Source organism: Streptomyces sp. NPDC042002, assembly GCF_055588305.1.
On record NZ_JBVJCT010000043.1, the window covers coordinates 48,100 to 69,076 of the forward strand.

Genomic DNA, 20,977 nt, shown 5'->3' on the forward strand with positions numbered 1-20,977 from the left:
TCACGCCGCGGCCACTCCTCGGGCACGGCAACCTGAGAGGACACCGATGGTCAGACTTCACGTCGCGGCGGGCGCGAAAAGGGCGACCGTTGGGAAAAGAAGTTCAGCCGCTCCTGAACATCACGGAAGTTCGCTTGCGTCACTTCGCCGGTGATCGCGAGGAGTAGCTGGTCCGAGGACTTCGGGCCGTCCAGATAGCCATCGAGAGGTCCCGCGACCGCCGCAGGACGATCGCTTGTCTTCGAGCGCATCGGATCCGAAGACGCCGCGCTGTCCCGCATCTTCCGCACGGTCTTGACCGCGTCGGGTGCCCCCGTCAAGGACTTCGTCTCCGTCCCGCCGAGATTGTTCCGCGGAAGGTGCAGGTGCATGTCTCGCCACGAGAATATGAACGTGCGCAGATCGGCGACGTGACGCTTCAGCCGAGCAAGGCCGCTCCCGTCGGGGGCGGTGTCCTCCAGGGTCATGACCTCCCGCGCGAACTGTTCGTACAGATCCGTGAACAGGTGGAATCGCATGGCGACGGAATGGCTGCCACTCGTCAGCCCCAGATTCTCGCGGATCTGGTGGTACTCGAACGTGCTCAGATTGTCCACGATCGGTGGCAATGATGCCTCGATCGCGGGATACAAGGACGCGGCGCCGTCGAGCAGCTCGATCGCGCGCGCTTCATCGCCGTCGCGCACCGCCTTGGTCGCCAGCTCGAGCCGATCGTTGATCTCCCTGACCAAGAGTTCGGGAATCTGATGCAATGCGCGGAACTGCGTGAAGTAGGTGTCGCCGGCCAGATGATGTTCATGGACGGCATGACGCAGATGGGAGGAGGCGAGCGCGACCTCCAGCGCAACTGTGGGCTGGGGATGAACGGCGCGAGCAAGATTCGTGGCCCATATGCGCGCGTCGTGATTCACGATGCGCACGCAGTGAAGAATCGTATACGCGCTGTCGGCCAACGATGCCTCGGAGATGGTGGTCCTGACGTCCAGCTCCCCCCGGTCGACGAGCTCGGCCAAAGAGCCGTCAAACGACTCCAGTGCCGTCTGGAACTCGGTGAACGCAGGGGTGTCTTGGAGCGGCCATCGCGGCGCGGTCGCCGGCCAGTCGCTGCTGATTCGCAAGGCATCGCTACTCAACCGCACCAGCAGCCGATGGAAACTCCGGATCCACAGCAGCTTGCTCGAACACGCATCGACATCACCCGATGCCAGATCGGTGCCGGCGCGCGTGAGAAGATCAACCAGGTTGTAGATGGCGATCTCCGACGATTGGTAGATCCCGATGAGTAACGCCTCGGGTGTGGCGGCCGGAACCGTCATGCTCGCACGAGCCGCCTCGATGGCACCAAGGCTCTGCAGCTCGTGATAATTCTCCGCTATGACGCCGCGGTCATTTTGAATCTTGCCCGGCTCCATCAGATCATCCGGCATCTGTCATCCTCCTCATACACGACGAACTGCAATGCACGAGAAGACCGCGCTTCGCAGGGTTCAGAACTTGTTTGACGGCGCGTCACGCCCGGCGCACGGGTGTCTCATCCATGAAATCGCGAAGCGACAATGGCCTCATATCCATCCACTCACGTTCGATGAAGGCCAGGCACGACTCCCTCTCGTCCGGCCCGAAGACGCGCTTCCATCCCGCCAGACCATCGGCGAAGGCCGGCCATAGCGAGTGTTGCCCTTCGTCGTTGACCAGGACAAGGAACTGCGCCTCGTCGTCTTCGAACGGATTGTTGCTCATCGTCTACACCCTGCCACCGCTGATCCTCTCGGCCAAGAACGATAGAACGGCCGCTTTCGCGCCTGGATCGAGCACCAAGCCGTCTCGGTCTGTCGAGATCTCGACGACTTCCTCCGAGCGACTTCCCACCCAATCCGTCACCGAATGCGATTCCGAAACCAATTGGAGTACATCCCCGCCCCAATGCGGCCACTGAGCATTATGAGCGGCAATCAAATAGACCAGCCAGTCAGAGAACCAGTCAGCGAAGATCTCGACATCCCTGGCCGTACTGGGGCGCTTAATATCGGGGCTCTGTTGCACACCGATCGACGTCATCGAGTCGTGGATCTCCCCAGCGATCTCGCGGGGGCGGGCGAGCAGTTCGTTGTCGGAGAATGCACGTGTCACATCGTCGACGACATCGGCACCCACCATGTGGGCGATACGTCGCAGGGCTATCCCCCACTGCTCTCGGAGAGCCTTGCCCGTCGACGGCTCACCGTCCAGGACCACGAGGGGCACGTCGTAGTGGGGTGACGAAAGCTTTGCCGCCACCTCCTGCGCGATCGAGCCGGCCATGCAGTAGGTCACGACCGCTGCCGCCTCAGAACCCAAGTATGTGTGCGGTTCGAGTAGCGCGGATGCGTAGCCTGCGGCGTCGAAGGCACGGACATAGGGCGGTCGCAGGACCTCGACCATCCGGAACCCGTGGTCCTCCAAGCGAAGCGCCGTCAATGGCGGCTCGGACCTCAGGCCCACATAGTCGACGACCACAATGGTCCGTCGATGCTCCGCCTCGTGTGACGAGCGCTTTGATTCGGCGGCCATGCGGCGCACCGAATCCCGGCCGCCGGCGCGACCGTGCTGCGCCACTTCCGGTATATCAGCGAGCGAATCCGCAGCATTCACGTTCAAAAAGATTCTGGCGCCGTCAAACTCATCGAGACCTGCTATTGCAGACGATCCGTCAACGCCATTAACCCCCTTTCACTAGGGAAAACGCTATGCCACCACGGTCCGGCTGTCAACGCTCACCACGAGCCCAATTCCACGGTTCGGACAACGAAGAATCGCGCCGAGGAAGAAATTACTAGGCACGAAGCGCCGGCCTGCACAAGGGAAATCGGCCGGCCTCTCGACGGTTCGTACCCTCACCCATGAGGCAGTGCCGGCAAGGCATCGAGCGCATCGACCAAAGCCGTCGCCAAGCGCTCAAGACCGTCGTGCTCGGACATCATCCGGACCGGGACTTGTCGACCGAGTCGCTCCGTACCGGTGACTGCGCGTCCTGGTCTTCGTTCATCGGCGCCACCGACGGCCCTAGGCGTCACTGACGAGCCGGGTCAACGCCGTGATGTAAGCACTCGTCATCGCCTCGAGGTCTTCGTTCGTCCACAGTTCACCGCTGGCCGAGCCTTCCACTCGAATCGCACCGCGGCTCGACTCGTGAACGACTTCGATCAGGAAGGGCAGACTCGTTGTGTCCACAATGTGCGATTCATCGATCCAGGCCTCAGGGCGCTTCTCAAACTCCACATAATTGAAGGCGACATCGAAAAGCGCATGCCCGGCCATTTCCCTGATCTTCAGATACGGGAAGTTCCCGAAGGCGGTGACCTGGCGTTCGGCCTCGAAGACCCGCCGCACCAGTTCCGCACCCGTGGCGTCCACACGACAGTGCAGCGGAAGCAGGTTCAGGAAGAGTCCTGTCATCCTCTCCGCACCGAGCACGGGTGGGCGCCCGTTGATGACCACCCCCGTCGACGGGGCATCCACGGCATGGACCTCAGCCCACGCCACGAGGTGGGCGGCCAGTGTGAAGCTCTTGACGGGAAGTCCCGTGCGTGCCGCGGCGCGCGCGAGGTCGACCACAACCTCGGGGTCGACGTCAGCGCGAATGCGCAGCGTTTGGCCGCCGACGGGCCGCGGGCGGGCCCGGGGCAGGGACTCGGCATAAGCCGACCAGAACTGTTGAGCATCGGGCGAGGTCAGTACCTCCCGTTCGCGTCGGACCAGTTCATCCATGCCGGCCACGGCGGGCGGCAGGTCCGGGACCGCTCCCCGGAGTGTCGACGCATAGGCGGACATGAGCTCCGAGGCGAACACCGTCTCGCTCCAGCCGTCCATGATGGCGTGGTGGAATCCGTAGGTGAGCCAGAACGAGCTGTCATCCGGCACTGAGACGCAGACTCGGAGAAGCGGCGCCGTGGTCAACGCGAATTCCTGGCCGGCGCACGCGACATCGTCGGTGAGATCGGCTGCGTCCTGGCCGGTCCGTGCGTCGTGCACGTGGACGGGGATCGACGTCGACGCCTCCGTCACGCGCATCACCTCGTCGTAGTCGGTCAGATTGAATCCGGTCCGCAACGTTTCGTGCCGGGCCGTGAGGATGTCGAGCGCGGAGCGCAGAGCGGTCTCGTCGAACGGAAGCCGGACGCGATGGGACACCACGTCCAGGTACACCGCACCCGGTCGTAATTCGGACTCGAAGAGGAGGCCCTGCTGCAAGAGGCTGGCCGGACCGATCTGCGGGCCCTCCGCCACCGGCTCGGCCGCCATGGCCTGTGCCGAGGGGGCCGCATCTCCGTCGGGCGCATCCTCGACCGCTGACACCACCTGACTGAGCTCCCTGATCGTCGGGCTCCCGAGGATGTCGACGAGGGTGGTGACGATCCCGCGCGACTCGGCATCGACGATGGCTCGAACCGCGAGCATGGAGTTACCGCCCAGAGCAAAAAAGTTGTCGTCGAGCCCGATCGACTCCGCCTCCAGGACGTCGGCCCAAACCTGGGACAAGACACGCTGAATGTCCGTCAGACCGAGGTCGACGGCGCCATTGGATTCAAGGTTCATATCCGTCCTTCGTCACTGCATCCGCAGGGGAAGCTTCGAATACCCACTGAGCAGGTTCGAGTAAATGGGGAGCGGTTCGCCGGTCAGTTCCATCTCGCGCACTTCCTCTCGCATCGTCTGCAGCAGGGCCGCCACCTCGATCTTCGCCAGATACGCACCGATACAGAAGTGCGGACCATGGGACAACGTCACGTGGCGGTTGGGAGCCCGCGTCACGTCGAAGCTCGCGGGATCGCTGAACTCCTCCTCATCGAAATTGGCCGATGACAGCCAGGCGATGATGAGATCGCCCTCGGCGATGTCCCGCGCGCCCAGAGTCACCGACGCGCAGGCCGTGCGCCCCACGTGCATCACCGGTGTGCTCCACCGGAGTACTTCGTTGACCGCCGCGTCGATGGGTGTCCCTGACCTCAGCAGCGTCCACTGATCGGGACGACGGACGAGCTCCAGAACCCCGCTGATCATGGCGAGTCGCGTCGTCTCGTCGCCGCCGAGGATCAGGCTGTAGCAGTTGTAGATGATCTCCTCGGACCGCAGTTTCTGGCCGTCGATGGTCCCGTCGATAAGCACATCCATCAGCGGAGACCTTGAGGACGACGGCTGACGGGAGCAGTCAGCGACGAAGCGGGTGAAGTAGAGCAGGATCTCGCTCTTGGAACGCATGGTTTCCTCGGCCGTGTGCTCCTCGGTATCCGAGCTGAGGGCCGAACTCGCGTGGCGCAGGATGAACGCCCGGTCCGATGCCGGAATGCCGAACAGGTCACAGATGGCCATGAGCGGGATATGGGCCGCCACGTCATGCGCGAACTCGCACGACCCGTCGGCGACCGCGCGGCGGATCAGGTCGCGGGTGTTGGCTCGGACGCGGTCGGCCGTGTGACTCAGGGCCTCGGGCGTGAGGGCCCTCCACAGCAGCTTACGAATCGCGGCATGGCGCGGACCGTCCGAGACGGCGAGCATCTGCTGGGCCGCCGTATCACCACCCGCGAGCAGCGTGTTCAGCACGTTTCCCCGGCCGGACGCGAACACATCGGCCGATCTGCACACCTGCACGACGTCGGTGTACCGGGTCACGTTCCAGAACCCCGGAACGCCATCGCGGGCAGGCTGCCACGCCACCGGGTCATGCCGCCGGAGCTGCCGAAGGTGGTCGTGCGCGGCTGTACCCGCGTGGAATCCTGGATCGGCAAGGTCCGCTGTCGGCTCTACGGGCATGGTGAAGGTCATGTCGCTCCCGCCATATCTGCGTGGCTATTCATATGTCAGCCAATTCCCGCGCTGCCACGGCGGATTCGGTGCCGTCCATGTCAAGTCGATAGACGACGTGGTCGAGGAGTCTGTCGACCTGCTTCAGCATCTCTTCGTGGGTCTTCGAGTACCCAGAGATGACATCGAGCGGATTGGTCATGACGTCCAGGTCCAGCGGATCGCCCTTCTGGTAGTAGGGCGTGTATTTCGAGATGCCCTCGAGAGCGGTGACCGTGGCCGCATTGGCGTTCGCCACCAACCGGGCCGGCTTCCGCGGGGCCGGCGTGTTGTACTGCCAATACACCCCGGGAGGGGGACTGAACATCGACGGCGCCGGATCCCCTCCGAGCGCGATGGTCCCGGCGATCTCGATCGGCGATGGGACGCCGGTGCGTCGCGCGAGCTCGTGGATGTGGCCGCCGATCCGACCGTTGATCTCGATGATGCGAGGTCCGTCGGGTGTCAATTTGATCTCGGTATGCGTCACGCCCCGACGCACGTCCAGCGCGGTAAGGCCGGCGGTCGCGAGGTTCAATGACGCGCGCCGGACGTCCTCGTCCAGCAAGGCGGGCCAGAACTGTCCGACCTCTCGGAACGGCGCCGCGAGGGCGAACTTGCCGGTCACCGCCAGATGGGTGATGCGCCCGTCCACGACGGCACTCTCGATCGAGATGTAGTCCCCGACCCCGGAGGGCATCTGACGACCGACCAGCAGTTCTTCGATGACCAGCCCCGCCGGGAGATACCTGTCGAGGATCGCGTCGACGAGCTGCGCGCCCCGGTCCGGGTGAGTGATCACATGCGTATCCCGACTCGCCCCGCCTCGAGCCGGCTTCAGGATGACCGGCGCGTCGAATTCCGTCATTGCCGCGGCGAAGTCAGCGCGGGTCCGAATGCGCCGGTTCACGGTCTTGTCCACACCGTGTTCGCGCAGGCGCAGCCGCTGCAGATGCTTGTCCTTGAGGCATCCCAAGGTCGGTTCCTGATGGTAGGAAAGACCCAGATGCCTCGCGAGCTCGGCGGTGGGTTCCACCATGTCCTCGCTGAACGTCACGATGCCCGCGGGTGCGAACGTCCGCAAGCGATCCGCGGACCGACTCGCCGAGGAGCCGAGAACCACCGACTCGCCCAGCCTCTCCACCACCTTGAGGGCCCGCTCACCATGTTCCGACGAGGCCACGGCGAACACAGGCCGCGCGATGGCGGACAGCCCGGCGTAAGCCTCGAGTGGGTCCACCGCGCCTTTGTCATAGACGACGATCAGCTTCTTCATGTGTCCGCGGACTCCAGAGCGCTCACGAATGCGCCGAAGGTGCTGTTCTTGAGCAGCATCTTCACCGGCACCTTGCGGCCGAGGAGGCTGCTGAGGCGTGCGCAGAGGCGCAGCGCCTTCAGACTGGTGCCGCCCGTCTGGAAGAAGTTGTCGGTCTCCGCCGGGACGGTTCCGTTCAGGATCTGCGTCCATGCGGTAACCGCGTGTTCCCGGGTGCGGCTGACGATGTCGTCGGTCAACGTGTCTCCCTCGACAGGGCAACCGGCAGGCGGTCGATACCCCACATGAAATTGGACCTCATACGCTCCACCGGGCCGGTGATCTCCATATGCCCCACCCGTTCCGCCAGCACCTGCAGCAGCACCTTCAGCTCGACCCGTGCCAGAGGCGCTCCCAGGCAGAAATGCGGCCCTATCCCGAACGTGAGGTGCCGGTTGGGTGTACGTCCGAGGTCGAATCGGTCCGGGTCGGGGAAGACGCTCTCGTCCCGGTTCGCCGAGGCGTTCCACAGCACCACGGCTTCGCCGGCACGAACGTGCTGCCCGCCGAGTTCCACGTCCTGCGTGGCGACGCGCATGACGTGCAGGGCGGGACTGGTGTAGCGGAGCACTTCGTCGACTGCGGACTCGATGTCGACCTCGCCCGCCTTCAGACGCTGCCACTCCTCTGGGTTCTCGATGAGCGCGATCAGCCCGGCGGACGAGCCGTGACGGGTCGTCTCGTTCGCTCCGGTGACGAGTCCGTCACAATTGAGCAGGACTTCCTCGTTGGTGAGCTCACGTCCGCCCATGTCGCCCCGGATCAGCGCGCTGACCACATCGTCCCCGGGGTTGCGTCGGCGCTCTTCCACTAGATCCGTGTAGTAGAGGAAGATCTCCGCGTGGGCTTCGGTTTTCCGCAGCTGGTCCATGGGGCACCCGCTGGAGGCTCCTACGGATGCGCCGAACGCCTGGCTGGTCAGCTCGATCATCGTCGAGCGTTCCGCCTGCGGCACGTTCATGATGTCGCAGATGATCGCCGCGGGCAGGACTGCTGCGATCTCGTCGACGAAGTCGACGCTGTCCTTCTCCAACGCCTGCTCCACCAGCGGCTCGATCACCCGGCGCATGGATTCCTCGAGCGTAGCCACCACCCGGGGCACGAATGCGGAGTTCATCAGCTTGCGCAGGCGAGGGTGGACGGGTGGGTCGCTGACAATGAGCATCTTGCCGGCCGCCGCCTTGACCGCGGCTGGGTCGGAGTCAAGGCGCATGCCCAGCTCGGAGGTGAAAGCAGTGGTGTTGCGGTAGACCTGGAGGGCTGGCTCGTACGACATGACGGACCAGAATCCGGGGCCGGGTGGGTGCTCGGTCCAGACGACAGGTGTCGTGGCACGCAGTTGTGCCCAAACGGCGATCGGATCGCCGGACTCGTAAAGGCCGGGGTCCGCGACGTCGATGATGTCGGACACAGCTCAGACTTCTTTCCGGACAGCGAAGGCCTCGTAGATTTCGGTGCCTTCCAACAGCGCGTCCTGCTCGAGAGCGACCGCGAACCCGTGCTTCCGCAGCAGTGAGGTGAACCTTTCGAGCGCACCGTCGATGTCGTGGACTTCGGCGACGACTTGGCGCACCTTCGGCCAGTCCTCGTCCGCCAGGCCGTGCAGCACCTCCAGCTCGCTCTTCTCGACGTCGATCTTCAGGAGATCGATCGAGGTGATGCCGCGCTCGGCGATCACCTCGGACAGGGTTCGCACCTGACATTCGACGGCCTGCGCCGTGTGCCGGCCGCTGACCATGTCGTCGACGTCCTCGTCGTCGAACCCGCTGCGCGTCAGGAATGTGCGCATCAGGGCCGACTCGGCCTCCGGGTCGGCGTGAAAGCCCGACATAGAAGATGAATCCGGGTAATAGGTCAAGGTGGCGGCACCCGAATGATCGGAGAGCGCGCAGGGCGTCGTGTACCCCTGGATGCCGTGCAGGGAAAAGTTCTCCTGCAGCGCCGCATACGGAATGGGCGCCGGCTCGAAGGCATGAAAGGTCAGCCCCTGGCATTCCAGATGCAGAAATAACGAGGCCATGCCGATATTTGCGCCGACATCGAGTACCGTATCCCCGGGGCTGAGTGATATTGCGTGCTGCATATAGCAGCGTTCGGCAAATATGTCTCGGTACAGCAGAGCGGTCTCCCCTGCGTTGACATGGCTCACCGTCAGCCCATTGGGGAGTTTCATCGCTTGCATTCCCGCGCCCCTTCTAGAGAGATACCCTGGACCAGCAAACCCCTTAGGCCACGGAAGAACCGAGTGCTTCTCGAAGACTCAGCGGCCTCATGTCCGTCCAGACGGCGTCCACGTGACGCATGCATTCCTCTTCTGTGCCGGTGTACCCAGCCTCCTGCCATCCCATGGGAATCGGCAGGTCAGCAGGGTGCAGCCCGTACTGTTGCTCCGAGTTGAGGAGAACGGTCCAGGCGAGAGTGGTGGCGTCGGCCATGAGTCGCTCCAGTGGCTGAGGGAAGAACATGCGGATCCAGAGTGGTCTGCACGTGGCGTCCGCGGCCGCTCTCGCAGCGAAGTCGAGCTCGACGAGAACGCACTGCAATCACTTTCACCGCATACGAGAATGAGCGCACGCCTGGCCCCGATTTATCGGCCAAACAATATGAGGAAGGCGCTGACTGAGTCAACCCTTGATTTTATGGCAACGATGCCTACTGGCTTCATATGCGAGAGCAATGTTCGGAACAATCTCAACTCACAGCGGCAGCGCGGCAAGTGGGCTGAATGCGCCGGCCCGCGATCGCAAACGCGTGCACAGTTAGCGGCGGACTACGACTGACCGCAACCTTCCGATCCATCAACCAGTCGATGCCGCGGACGGGTTCATCGCCCACGGGATGTCTCTGTTCGGGTAAACTATCGCCTAATTCGGTGACTTCCCCTTCGGGTAAGAGCCATATGCCACACCATCAGCGAAAGCCACATGGCATTCCGGTCCACACGGTTCACACGAGCATTCCGCCAGCAACGTTCACACAGCATCCTGGGTTCGTCAAGGAGTTTATGGCAACTCCGGACGAGGCGGATATGCATGGATGCGATCCAGTCAGGGGACGTTACCGAATTAGCGTGTCCGCAATGGTCGGGAAGCGGCAAGATGTCGTGGGCAGTCAGGTTTCCGGATGCGGACGAGAATGGACATTCGGGCCAGCAGGTCGACTCCTGGTTACACACTTTTCAGCCACACCCGGCTCTGTGCGACGTTGCGCAGAAGCGACGCCGTGCAGTCCGGGAGGAAGGAGGAAAAAAGGGACAGGCAGCGCGGGAACGGAGGAAAGAAGGTCGACCGCTGGGGTCGATTCCGGATTCAGTGGGTCCTCTTCCTCGTGTCTCAAACGCGCCTGTTTCACAGTTCGATCGCTGGGTATGTTTTCCGTCGGTCTTGATCAGGTGCAGCGGAATGCCATAGCATCCAGGCTCATCAACGGGCCTACTGCATAGCCGGCCTGGCCACGTCAGGCGTCAGGCGGTATCCAGCCAGGACTAATCAGCGGACTGCCCAGTCGGATTATTTTCTCCGGCTGCCGCGCGGAGATTGCAGGATTCACGAGCAAGTCGAGGTGAAGGTGATGCACTGCAAACCGATCCAGCGCTCACGCCTTCGGGACAGCCACCGAAGTCCGTATCAGCTACGCGCCTTGCGCACTCCGCCATCACATGGGGATTTTCCCGATATCTCCCGCATGCAGGAGGCGCACAGTTGAGCGCTCACGAAAAGGTTCCCTTCACTCAGTGACGGAAGTGGGTTTCAGGCAATGACTGCACGGCAGGATGTCGTGGATATCACAGCGTGTGGCGATGAACGAACAACAGCCGGAGCTCCCTTCAATCCCGCAGCAGCAGTTGCCGTACACGCTTGCAGGACTCCTGGAACCGTCGCTGTGCGTGCGTATGACGGCACCTACACGTTCGGGGAGCTGAACCAGCGGGCGGACGCGATCGCCGCCGAACTGCTGCGCCTGGGCGTGGGCCCGGAGACGGCCGTGGGGGCGCATCTCGACCGGTCCCGTGATCTGGTGGCCACGCTCATCGGCATCTGGCGCGCAGGCGCCGTGTTCTTAGCGCTCGACCCGGGTCATCCGCACGCCCGGCTGTCCACCCTGGTCCAGGACTCCGGCGTCGCAGCGGTCGTGTCCCGCGATAAGGCTGCATTCGCGGACAGCCAGGTCACACACATCGACCCGGCAGTCACCAGCGCATCCCCGTCAGCCGTTCCGCCCGGCCCGCTGTCCCCGCATTCCATGGCCTACATCGTCTACACCTCGGGCACGACGGGCGCTCCCAAGGGTGTCAGTCTCACCTACGGAAACATCACCAACCTGCTCACTGCCGTCGAAACCCTGGCGCCGGACGAAGGCCTCGAGGGCGGCAATGTACTGGCCCCTTCCTTCGACGGCTGGCTCTGGTCCACGCTCATCCCTCTGGTGAACGGGCGGGGCGTCGTGCTCTCGGACCCGCGGGACGAGGGCGGCTCGCTCCTTCGTGGCGAGGTGGCCTTCGTGACGGCCACCCCCTCTCTTCTCGCCGTCAACGAACCACCGGCACCGGAGGCGGGCCTGCGGACCGTGGTCTCCGCGGGTGAGGCGTGCACGCCCGATCTCGCGGCCCGCTGGGCGAGCGGACGGCGGTTCGTCAACGCCTACGGACCGACCGAGACGACGATCTGCGCGACATGGGCGGATACCGACGCTGGAGACGACCCGTCCACCATCGGCCGCCCGCTGCCCAACTACCGCGTTCAGGTCCTGGACGAACGGCTGCGTCCGGTTCCGCCCGGGGAGGTCGGTGAACTGTTCATCTCCGGTGCCGGTGTAGGGCGCGGCTATCTGAATCGGCCTGGCCTCACAGCCGCGCGCTTCTCTCCCGACCCGTCGGGAGATGGCGAGCGGATGTACCACACCGGCGACCTCGTGCGAAGCCGTCCCGACGGAGCACTCGAATACGTCGGGCGGGCCGACGGCCAGCTCAAGATCCGGGGTTTTCGCGTGGAGCCCGGCGAGGTTGAGAGTGCAGCGCGGGCACTGCCCGGCGTTCGGACCGCCGTGGCCTTCGCTGCGTCTGTGGCCGGCGGTTCCGTGCTGGCCTTGGCTGTGGTCCCCGAGGCCGACGGGGTGCCGGAGCCCGAAGCGGTACGGGCCGCACTGCGGGCAGAACTGCCCGGACATCTGGTGCCGTCCCGGATCCTGCGTCTGGACCACCTACCACAGACCGTCGCAGGCAAGGTCGATCTGACCCAGCTGGCGCGGTTGGTCCAGGAGGCCGACGAGACGATGCCGGCGGCCGGCCTCAATACGCCGACACAGGAACTCGTTGCCGAGGTCTGGGCCGCCGTGCTTGGTGTGCCGATCGAAAGCGCCGACGCGGACTTCTTTGAGCTCGGCGGCCATTCACTGATCGCGACGCGCGTCGTCGCCGTGCTCCGCGCCCGCCTCGGCGTGCGCCTGACGATGCGCCAGCTGTTCGCGTCCCGCACCGTCAAAGCGCTGGCAGCCGAGCTCGACGAACTGGTCGCCACCCAGTCGGCCGACGCCTGATCCGCCGCAACACCCCGACCTCAGCCCAGGAGCCTCTCATCTTAACTCGCCACACGAACCCCTCCGGCTCGTCGCCGACCGTGTCGACCGGGGGCACCAGGGGCGCGCGGTTGCCGGGTTCCTACTTCCTGTGGCTGGCCGGCATTCTGGCGTCTCTCGCCGGGGACGCGGTCTTCTACTTCGCGATCGGCTGGGCAGCGAGCGCGAGCGGCGGTGCGGTCGCGGGACTGGCCCTGAGCGCCATCACCCTGCCAAGGGTGCTGCTGCTCCTCATCGGCGGTGCCGTCAGCGACCGGTTCAACGCGCGTCGCGTCCTGATCGCAGGTGACGCGGCGATGCTGGCCTTCTGCCTCATCCTGGCTGCTGTCGCCTACCACCTCGGGGCCTCGCCCGCCGTGCTCATCGTGGCCGGCATGGTGGTCGGCATCGCCAACGCGTTCTACCTTCCGGCCTCCGGCTCCATGCCCCGACGCTTGGTAAGCAAGGAGCAGTTGCCCCGTGCGCTCTCCTTGCGCCAGGTAGGCGGTCAGGTTGTCAACATGGGAGGCGGGCCGCTGGGTGGCCTGCTGGTAGGCCTGGCCGGGCTGGCGGGGGCTGCCCTGGTGAACGCCGTCACCTTCGCGCTCGTCCTGGTGGTACTGATCGTAGTCCGACCTCGGTACGAGCCACCCCCCGCGCCGAGGAACGGCCATCTGGTCAAGGACGCCTGGGACGGTGTGAGCGTCGCCTTCGCCCATCCGGTCCTGCGGCCGGCACTACTGATGACCGGTGCCGCAGCGGGCTTCCTGTTGCCCGTGCTTCTCCTGCTGCTCCCGCTCCTGGCGCGAGAGCAGCACTGGGACGCGAGTGCCGCCGGCCTGGCGATCGGGGCGCAAGGGGTCGGTATGGTAGCCGTCACGCTCTTGGTCCTGCGCCGCGGAGCGCTGGGTCGACCGGGGCTCCTGGCCGCATGCGGTCTCATCGTGGCCGGTGCCGGTGTCCTGGGCATTGCGCTCTCACCCGACGCCGGAGCTGTGCTCGTGGCCAGCTTCGGTGTCGGTATCGGCAACGGCCTCTTCTCCGCGCACATCCTGCCCCTGGTCCTCGCAGTGACACCTGACAGTCACCTTTCGCGCATCCAGGCGGTGCTCGTTCTCGTCCAGAGCCTCGCCCTGCTGTTCATGAACAACGTGCTGGGCAACCTCGCCGGATTCAGCAGTGCGGTAACCGCCCTCACCGTCTGCGCTGCCGTGATCGTCGCTGTCGGGCTGCTGGGGCTGGCCTCGGGCCCGCTTCGCAACAACCGCACGGGGCTGGCCTCGGGCCCGGCCTGAGCCACGCTGCACCGCACCTTGGAGAGACACATGCCTGACACCGCGGATCCGGTTGCTTTGTCTGCAACGCAGGAACGTCTTTGGATCCTGGAGCAGTTGGCGCCGGAGGGCAGCTACAACGTCGCCTTGTGCTTCCGGCTCACCGGGGCGCTCGACGACGCCGCTCTGCACCGGGCAGCACAGTCGGTGACGAGACGCCACAGCGCCCTGCGCACTCGCTTCGACGACACCATGGGCATGCCCTTGGGGAGACTGACACCGCCGGCGGACGTCTGGGTCGACGTGGAACGAGCCGAAGCAGACGGCCCTGGCCGCGCCCTGGACAGGCTTCTGTACGAGGCGGCATCACGGCCGTTCGATATGAGCACGGGGCCCTTGCTGCGCCTACAGGTCGTGAATCTGCCGGGGGCAGTCCATATGGTGCTGGTCATCGTCCATCACGGCGCTTTCGACGGACTGTCCGGCCCTATCCTGACCCGGGAGCTATGGCACCTCTACGACGCCTACGCCTCCGGGAAAGACCCGGCTCTACCTGAGTTGTCCGCCGCTTACGGTGACTTCGCCCGGCTGCAACGTGACTGGCTTGATGGTGCCGACGCGGCTGAACAGCTGGCCTACTGGACACAGCAGCTTCTTGATCCGCCCGCACCGCTGAACATCACCGCACCGGACCCACGTCCAACCTGCCCTGGCGAACCCTCCCGGGGGGTGGTCGAGTTCGACTTTCCGCCCGAGGCCGCGCACGCTACCGCGCAGGCCTGCGCCGACCTGGGGGCTACCCCGTTCATGGTGCTGCTGGCCTCGTTCGCCGCGTCGCTGGCACGCCACACCGGTGCTCGGGACCTGATCATCGGCACGCCGGTCACCGAACGCCCTGCCGAGGAGTTCGAGGCCGTCATCGGTCCCTTCGACAACACGTTACTGGTCCGTATCGACGCGGAACCTGCCGTTACCGCCGGACAGTTCGTGGAGCAGGTCAGCGATGTAGCGGTGCAGGCCTTGCTCCACAAGGACATCCCGTTCCAGCACGTGGTCCGCTCCGTGGCTCCGGTCCGAGGTGGGTCTGCCGCACCGGCTCTGTGCAACGTGGCGTTCTCCGTGGAGGAAAAGCCGCAGGACCCGGGTTCGGTGCACGGGGCTGTGGTGAGCGCGGACCCCTGGGTCTTCGTCCCACCGGCCCGGTTCGACCTCACTCTGATGGTCGAGCTGTCCGAAAGCTGCTTCAAGGGACGTTTCTACTTCGACCCCGAGCGGGTGGATGAGTCTGCGCTGCGGGTGCTGGCCGAAGAGCTGGCGGCGATGCCAGTCCTGTTCGCGCATGAGCCGGATTCTCTGCTGTTTCCCGCCGGCAGGGAGTCGCACAGCGCATCTCGCGAGAAGAAGGGATCTTCATGAGTACGGCGAAGGGCGATGCCCTTGTTCAGGACCTGGACAAGTGGCTGTGGGAACCACGGCCGTCCGCAGCGGCACCGCGCGCGACACTGGCCATCCTGCCGCATGCCGGCGGGATGGCCCAGGGATACGCCAAGTGGGCCCAGTGGTTCCCCGACGATGTGCGGGTCATCGCCGTGCAGTATCCCGGTCGCGGCCCCCGCTTCGCGGAGCGCGCCGCTCTCTCGATGGCCGATCTTGCCGACCCGATAGCCGAGGCCCTCGCAGCGGAGGAGAAGCTCCACGTCTTCGGCCACAGTCTCGGCGCCATGCTCGGCTTCGAGGTGTGCTGGCGCCTGGCGCGCATGGGCCGGCCGGTCAGGGCCTTCTTTCCCTCGGCCGCCCCCGCCTCGCACATCCGGCGTGACGTACTCGCCCCGGACAACGAACCAACCGACGCGGAGCTCACCGAGGCCCTGGTGGACCGCGGCGGAATGGACCCGGCAGCCCTCGAACACCCCGAACTCATGGAAATAGTCCTCGAAACGTGCCGCTCCGACCGCCAGATCACGTTGTCGTACCGATACGGGGAACGGCACCGCACGCTGGACTGTCCCGTCGTGGCCTTCGGCGGCACCGCCGATGCCGCCGCCGTCCCAGAGGATGTCGCGCGTTGGCCGGAACTGACGACGGGCCCCGGCGAGGTGCACCTTCTGGAAGGCGGCCACTTCTACGTCAACGATCACATGGCGCCGGTAACCGCCAGGATCCGACAGCAGATCGCGCTGTGAGCAGACGTGCGCACTCAACCCCACGGCTGATACCCGACCGTCCGAGCTGACCGCTCGGGTCGCTCCACAACAACTCCAGGAACATGACGAACCAGCCTTTCTCCCTCGTTTGTCTTCCCTTCGCCGGCAGCGGAGCGTCGTTCTACCGCGCCTGGCCACCAGTTCCTTTCGACGGCCCGGGCCGCGTCCTGGCCGTTCAGTTTCCCGGGCGGGAGGAGCTGTTCGGAGAGGAGCCCTTCGACGACGTCCAGTCGGCCGGGGCCGCCCTCGTCCCTGACGTACTCGGCGAAGCCGATCCCTCCGCGCCCCTCGTTCTGTTCGGGCACAGCCTGGGCGCAGTAGTCGCGTACGAGATGGCCCGGGCCATCGAACGATCACACCCCGGCCGCCTGAGCCACCTCTACGTGAGCGGGTCCCCCGGGCCGCGAGGTGGCCGCGCCGAGCGGGCCACCGGTCTCGACGACGAGGAATTCCTCGCCCGTGTCCACGAGTTCGCCGGGTACCGCCACGAGGCGTTCGATGTGCCGGAACTGCGCGAAATCCTGCTGCCCGTCCTGCGCGGCGACGTCGCCATGCACGAGAACTACCAGCCGGCCGACGGCGAACCGCTGTCCGCGCCGATCACCGCGCTGCGCGGCGCCGACGACCTCCTGGTGTCCGCTCGGCAGGCGCGTGAATGGGCGGACTGGACACAAGGCACCTTCGCCTACCAGGAACTCCCTGGCAGCCACATGTACCTGGCCGAAAACCCTGATCCGCTGCTGCGAGTCCTGTCCGGCACACGGCTCTGAGGGGGACGACACCATGAGACTCAAAGGCAAGACGGCTCTGATCACCGGCGCAGCACGCGGCCTGGGACGCGACTGCGCCCTCAGATTCGCCGCGGAGGGAGCCGATCTGGTGCTCCTCGACCTCGGACAGGACATCGACGGTGTCCCGTACGCCCTCGGTTCGCAGGCTCAACTGGAGTTCACGGCCCAGGAATGTGAACGGGCCGGTGCCTGCGCAGTCGTCGTCACGGCCGACGTACGCAGCCAGGACGACTGCCAGGCCGGCGTCGCTGCCGCTCTGGAACGTTTCGGGCGCTTGGATGTCCTCATCAATAACGCGGGCATCGCCGCGCCTTCGGGGAAGCTCATTGAGGACATCACCGAGCCAGAGTGGTCGCTCATGATCGATGTCGATCTTTCCGGCGCCTGGCGCATGATGAAGGCGACACTTCCCCATATGGCCGGGCAGCGCTCGGGCAGCATCGTCAACGTCTCCTCCACCGCCGGACTGGTCGGGTACCGGCGCTTCGCCGGATACGTCGCGGCCAAGCACGGACTGATCGGCCTGACCAAGGCCGCGGCACTGGACTACGCGCCCGCACAGGTTCGCGTGAACGCTCTCTGCCCAGGATCGGTGCATGACGACCCGGCGCGAGAAGGCCGCATGCTCTCCGAAATCGCCCGGTCGCTGGACGTGTCCGTGGCGGAACATGAAACGATCTTCGTTCGCGACCAGCCCATGAACGCCCTGATCGACCCCGCCGATATCTCCAATGCCGCCCTATGGCTCGCGAGTGACGAATCCCGCCAGGTCACCGGCACCGTTCTCACGGTTGACGGCGGCTTCACGGCCCGCTGACGGCACCCACTCCCACACACCTTTGCACCGGCGGAAGGCCGTTCATGACCGTACACGCGACCCCAGATATGGCACCGCTCCTGCCGGGTGCGGCATGCCACAGCCTCGCTATCAGGCTCCACCACGGCTTCGACTCCGAGCGAGCACGCGAACGGCTCGCCGAAGCCGATATACAGACCGTGTACGGCGGGGCGAGGCTCTGGACCACCCGCGTGCACGCGCGGGCGGCAGCACCCGAGGCACAGCGCAGGCGAGCTGCTGAGGCGGCGCGTCCGATCCGCGCAGGAGTCGCTCCGCTGCGTGCGGTGCTGCTGCGCTACGACGACGCGCAAGATCTCATTCTGGTGGCGGACCGTTCCCGCATACCGCTTCCGGGCCTACGCCAGGCCGCCGCTCTACTGACATCCGAAGACCCCACCTCTGGTGCGGTCCTGGCCAGCGGCATGCTCCAGGAGCCTGCCCTGGACTCCGGCCGAGGTGACGCCCTTCGACCCGCATGGGGACTCCCCGACCACCACGACGCGTCCCTCACCGGCTGGACCTCGCTGAACCTCGCTCTGGAAAGCGGAATCGACAGGACGTCCCTCACCGGGGCCACGGCACTGACCGTGGCTCGGTACAGCGGAGACGAGACCGTCCGGCTCGGCACCCTGGACCCCGCCGAACATCTGGAGCCGCGCGTCATCACCCTCAAGACACATGAGGGCCAAGACGTGTCCGACCTGCTCGCCCGCGCCGGAGCGCGCCCCGAGGAACGAACGGATCACGAACCTCTGCCGAGTGTGGGCATCATCCACACCAGTGAGGGCCCGGAAGAGTACGAGCCCTCACTGGGGCCGGTATTCCCCCTCACTCTCCGCGTCACCGAGCGGGCTGACGGAACACTGGACGCCACCTGCCGATTCGAAGAGGCAGCCGTCTCCCGCGCCATCGCCGAACAGTTCTGCTCCTACCTGGTCAGGGTCGCTGCGGACCTGGGCTCCGGGACAGGGCGGCGGCTACTCGCTGAGGTCGACCCCCTGACCGGTGACACCGCACGCGACATCCTTGCCCTGGGGGGACTGGGCACCATGGCTCCCCCATCGGGTGGGGCGATCCACCAGCGCTTCGCGGAGATCGCCCGGATGTCGCCCCATGCCACGTGCTTGACGGCCGGCTCCACCCAGCTGACCTACCAGGAGCTCAACAGCCGTGCCGAGATCTGCGCGGCCGGACTCCGCGACGTGGGAGTCGCTCCCGGGGACCTGGTAGGTGTGTGCCTCGAACGCGACGCAGACCTCGTCGTGGTTCTGCTGGCCGTCCTCAAGGCCGGTGCCGCCTACGTCCCCATGGATACCCGACACCCGGTCGACCGGCTGCGATACACGGCTGCGGACGCGGGCCTGTTCGTAGTTGTCACGACGCTGGACATGTTTCCTGCACCGGACGGAGCGGTGGTGGTGAGCCCCGCCGATGTGGCCGAACGAGGCACCGCCTCGCTGTCGCCCGAGCTGGAGCCCTCGGCCGACAGCGCAGCGAGCACTGCGTACGTGATCTATACCTCTGGTTCAACGGGACGTCCCAAGGGCGTCGTCGTGCCGCACCGCAATGTCATTGCTCTGGTGGAGGCTACGACAGCTGATTTCCGCCTCGGCCCGGACGACACCTGGACCCTCTTCCACTCGAGCGCCTTTGACTTTTCGGTCTGGGAAATGTGGGGATGCCTGCTCACCGGTGGACGTCTGGTGGTTGTGCCGTACTGGGTGACACGGGACACCGACGAATTCTGCGAGCTTGTTCTCACCGAGCGAGTCACGGTGCTGAACCAGACGCCCTCGGCGTTTTCCCAGCTCCTCGACGCGGGCCGGTTGCAGGAGCGGGATCCGGCGCTCCGGCTGATCATCTTTGGCGGTGAACCGCTCGACACCAGGATGCTGGGGACCTGGTACGCGCACCACTCGCCCGCGCGCTGTCGGCTCGTGAACATGTTTGGGATCACCGAGACCACGGTGCATGTCACCTCCCACACCGTGACACCGAAGGACGTGGCCTCAGGGTCCCGTTCGGTCGGCAAGCCTCTGCCTGGCTGGCACTTGTCCGTCCGCGACACGCACGGCCGGATCCTCCCTCCGGGGGCGACCGGCGAACTCTGCGTAGGGGGCGCGGGAGTGGCCGACCGATATCTGGGCAAGCCCGACCTCACTGCCGAGCGTTTCGTGCACGACCCTCTCACGGGCGAACTCATCTACCGAAGCGGAGATCAGGGGCGGATGCGTCCCGACGGCAGCTTCGACCACCTGGGCCGCTTGGACAACCAAGTCAAGGTGCGCGGCTACCGCATCGAGCTGGACGAAATCCGGGTCGCGCTGATCGACTCCGGCGGCGTTTCCGCGGCGGCTGTGGTCGTGCGTCAGGACGACCCGGCGAACCCGGCGAGCAGGCGACTCGACGCCTATGTGGCCGCAGCGGACGACACATTGGACCTGGACGCAGTGCAAGCCCGCCTCCGAGCCGTGCTACCTGACTACATGGTCCCGTCCACTTTGACGAGCCTCACCGAGATCCCTCTGACCATCAACGGCAAGCTCGACAAGACCAGGCTGCCCGATCCTCGCGCTGCCGCCACTCGCTCCCCGGCGCTTTCCGCAGAAGTGGCACCGCAGACGAGTCGGGTTGCCCCTGCTGACCCGGCCGCAACAGTCGTTCGCATCTGGAGCGCCCTCCTGAAGACCGAGGTCGGACTGGATGACAACTTCTTCAAGCTAGGCGGCAATTCGCTCATGGTGGTCCAAGTCATTGCCGCGCTCCGCGCCGAAGGGCTGCCCAAGGTCTCCCCCAGGGAGTTCTACAGGAACTCGACGGCCCGCCAGTTGATCTCACTGGTGCAGCAGCTCGCTGGAGCTTCCCCTTGATCGCGGACACCTGGAGACCGGGACCTGAGGTTCCAGAGGAAGTAGCACCAGGCGGGAAGCAAGAGCGACCGGATGAAGCGGTACAGCGAGGAGTTCAAGCGGGACGCGATCGCGCTGGTGGACTCCACGGGCCGCAAGCACAAGACATTCGGCTACCTCGCACCAGCCGAGACGCGACAACGACACCACAGCGGTCCCGGCGGCCGGGGTGGCAAGGGCCGGTCGCTCCGGGAGGGGACACGCGCATGCCCAAGTTCCCCTCCCTCGACGGCCTCTAACTCACGCACCCCACATCTGGGGAGGGGCCAACAA

The 20,977-nt window shown here is 65.5% G+C and carries 17 protein-coding genes; 7 read left to right on the forward strand and 10 right to left on the reverse strand.

The annotated features are described in order from the left end of the window. Positions 1–50: 50 nt before the first annotated feature. The 10 genes from ACZ6KY_RS36640 to ACZ6KY_RS36685 form a co-directional block, all read right to left on the reverse strand. Complete coding sequence (locus tag ACZ6KY_RS36640) at positions 51–1,427, reverse strand: hypothetical protein (protein ID WP_469314582.1); 1,377 nt, start codon at positions 1,425–1,427, stop codon at positions 51–53. Positions 1,428–1,509: 82 nt separating this feature from the next. Further along, positions 1,510–1,740 (reverse strand): MbtH family protein, encoded by a 231-nt coding sequence (locus ACZ6KY_RS36645; protein WP_469314583.1) that lies wholly within the window; start codon positions 1,738–1,740, stop codon positions 1,510–1,512. A 3-nt stretch (positions 1,741–1,743) separates the two neighbouring features. After that, positions 1,744–2,631 carry a hypothetical protein gene (locus ACZ6KY_RS36650; protein WP_469314584.1) on the reverse strand — a complete coding sequence of 296 codons (888 nt, stop codon included), beginning with the start codon at positions 2,629–2,631 and terminating at the stop codon, positions 1,744–1,746. Positions 2,632–3,042: 411 nt separating this feature from the next. Beyond that, entirely contained in the window at positions 3,043–4,575 is a 1,533-nt protein-coding gene (locus ACZ6KY_RS36655; protein ID WP_469314585.1) for a condensation domain-containing protein, read from the reverse strand. 12 nt (positions 4,576–4,587) lie between these two features. After that, positions 4,588–5,802, reverse strand: coding sequence for a cytochrome P450 (locus ACZ6KY_RS36660; protein WP_469314586.1), 1,215 nt, complete (start codon positions 5,800–5,802; stop codon positions 4,588–4,590). A gap of 28 nt (positions 5,803–5,830) precedes the next feature. Continuing rightward, on the reverse strand, positions 5,831–7,096 hold the full coding sequence (locus ACZ6KY_RS36665) for an ATP-grasp domain-containing protein (protein WP_469314587.1): 1,266 nt from the start codon (positions 7,094–7,096) through the stop codon (positions 5,831–5,833). Then, positions 7,093–7,335, reverse strand: a complete 243-nt coding sequence (locus ACZ6KY_RS36670) for a phosphopantetheine-binding protein (protein ID WP_469314588.1) — start codon at positions 7,333–7,335, stop codon at positions 7,093–7,095. The genes ACZ6KY_RS36665 and ACZ6KY_RS36670 overlap by 4 nt, the downstream gene beginning before the upstream one ends. Beyond that, on the reverse strand, positions 7,332–8,546 hold the full coding sequence (locus ACZ6KY_RS36675; protein WP_469314589.1) for a cytochrome P450: 1,215 nt from the start codon (positions 8,544–8,546) through the stop codon (positions 7,332–7,334). The genes ACZ6KY_RS36670 and ACZ6KY_RS36675 overlap by 4 nt, the downstream gene beginning before the upstream one ends. 3 nt (positions 8,547–8,549) lie before the next feature. Beyond that, positions 8,550–9,317, reverse strand: coding sequence for an FkbM family methyltransferase (locus ACZ6KY_RS36680; protein ID WP_469314590.1), 768 nt, complete (start codon positions 9,315–9,317; stop codon positions 8,550–8,552). A 43-nt stretch (positions 9,318–9,360) separates the two neighbouring features. Beyond that, positions 9,361–9,600, reverse strand: coding sequence for an MbtH family protein (locus ACZ6KY_RS36685; RefSeq protein WP_469314591.1), 240 nt, complete (start codon positions 9,598–9,600; stop codon positions 9,361–9,363). A gap of 1,291 nt (positions 9,601–10,891) precedes the next feature. On the opposite strand from ACZ6KY_RS36685, the gene ACZ6KY_RS36690 reads away from it, so the two are divergent. From ACZ6KY_RS36690 to ACZ6KY_RS36720, 7 genes are all read left to right on the forward strand, one after another. After that, positions 10,892–12,670, forward strand: coding sequence for a non-ribosomal peptide synthetase (locus tag ACZ6KY_RS36690; protein ID WP_469314592.1), 1,779 nt, complete (start codon positions 10,892–10,894; stop codon positions 12,668–12,670). Positions 12,671–12,780: 110 nt separating this feature from the next. Continuing rightward, the gene (locus ACZ6KY_RS36695; protein ID WP_469314593.1) at positions 12,781–13,983 is read left to right on the forward strand and encodes an MFS transporter; all 1,203 of its coding nucleotides are present in this window, start codon (positions 12,781–12,783) and stop codon (positions 13,981–13,983) included. 30 nt (positions 13,984–14,013) lie between these two features. Then, on the forward strand, positions 14,014–15,378 hold the full coding sequence (locus ACZ6KY_RS36700) for a condensation domain-containing protein (RefSeq protein ID WP_469314594.1): 1,365 nt from the start codon (positions 14,014–14,016) through the stop codon (positions 15,376–15,378). Continuing rightward, the gene (locus ACZ6KY_RS36705) at positions 15,375–16,145 is read left to right on the forward strand and encodes a thioesterase II family protein (protein ID WP_469314595.1); all 771 of its coding nucleotides are present in this window, start codon (positions 15,375–15,377) and stop codon (positions 16,143–16,145) included. Before ACZ6KY_RS36700 ends, ACZ6KY_RS36705 begins: the two co-directional genes overlap by 4 nt. Positions 16,146–16,228: 83 nt before the next feature. Continuing rightward, entirely contained in the window at positions 16,229–16,936 is a 708-nt protein-coding gene (locus tag ACZ6KY_RS36710; RefSeq protein WP_469314596.1) for a thioesterase II family protein, read from the forward strand. Positions 16,937–16,949: 13 nt separating this feature from the next. After that, positions 16,950–17,774, forward strand: coding sequence for an SDR family oxidoreductase (locus tag ACZ6KY_RS36715; protein WP_469314597.1), 825 nt, complete (start codon positions 16,950–16,952; stop codon positions 17,772–17,774). A gap of 44 nt (positions 17,775–17,818) precedes the next feature. Further along, on the forward strand, positions 17,819–20,665 hold the full coding sequence (locus ACZ6KY_RS36720; protein WP_469314598.1) for an amino acid adenylation domain-containing protein: 2,847 nt from the start codon (positions 17,819–17,821) through the stop codon (positions 20,663–20,665). The last annotated feature ends 312 nt before the right edge of the window (positions 20,666–20,977 follow it).

Bases quoted from the DNA above. Each gene is read 5' to 3' on its own strand.
- ACZ6KY_RS36665 (WP_469314587.1), bottom strand. From the start codon at position 7,096: ATGAAGAAGCTGATCGTCGTCTATGACAAAGGCGCGGTGGACCCACTC.
- ACZ6KY_RS36685 (WP_469314591.1), bottom strand. From the start codon at position 9,600: ATGTTCTTCCCTCAGCCACTGGAGCGACTCATGGCCGACGCCACCACT.
- ACZ6KY_RS36680 (WP_469314590.1), bottom strand. From the start codon at position 9,317: ATGCAAGCGATGAAACTCCCCAATGGGCTGACGGTGAGCCATGTCAAC.
- ACZ6KY_RS36720 (WP_469314598.1), top strand. From the start codon at position 17,819: ATGACCGTACACGCGACCCCAGATATGGCACCGCTCCTGCCGGGTGCG.
- ACZ6KY_RS36715 (WP_469314597.1), top strand. From the start codon at position 16,950: ATGAGACTCAAAGGCAAGACGGCTCTGATCACCGGCGCAGCACGCGGC.
- ACZ6KY_RS36710 (WP_469314596.1), top strand. From the start codon at position 16,229: ATGACGAACCAGCCTTTCTCCCTCGTTTGTCTTCCCTTCGCCGGCAGC.
- ACZ6KY_RS36690 (WP_469314592.1), top strand. From the start codon at position 10,892: ATGACTGCACGGCAGGATGTCGTGGATATCACAGCGTGTGGCGATGAA.
- ACZ6KY_RS36660 (WP_469314586.1), bottom strand. From the start codon at position 5,802: ATGACCTTCACCATGCCCGTAGAGCCGACAGCGGACCTTGCCGATCCA.
- ACZ6KY_RS36655 (WP_469314585.1), bottom strand. From the start codon at position 4,575: ATGAACCTTGAATCCAATGGCGCCGTCGACCTCGGTCTGACGGACATT.
- ACZ6KY_RS36705 (WP_469314595.1), top strand. From the start codon at position 15,375: ATGAGTACGGCGAAGGGCGATGCCCTTGTTCAGGACCTGGACAAGTGG.
- ACZ6KY_RS36640 (WP_469314582.1), bottom strand. From the start codon at position 1,427: ATGCCGGATGATCTGATGGAGCCGGGCAAGATTCAAAATGACCGCGGC.
- ACZ6KY_RS36700 (WP_469314594.1), top strand. From the start codon at position 14,014: ATGCCTGACACCGCGGATCCGGTTGCTTTGTCTGCAACGCAGGAACGT.
- ACZ6KY_RS36645 (WP_469314583.1), bottom strand. From the start codon at position 1,740: ATGAGCAACAATCCGTTCGAAGACGACGAGGCGCAGTTCCTTGTCCTG.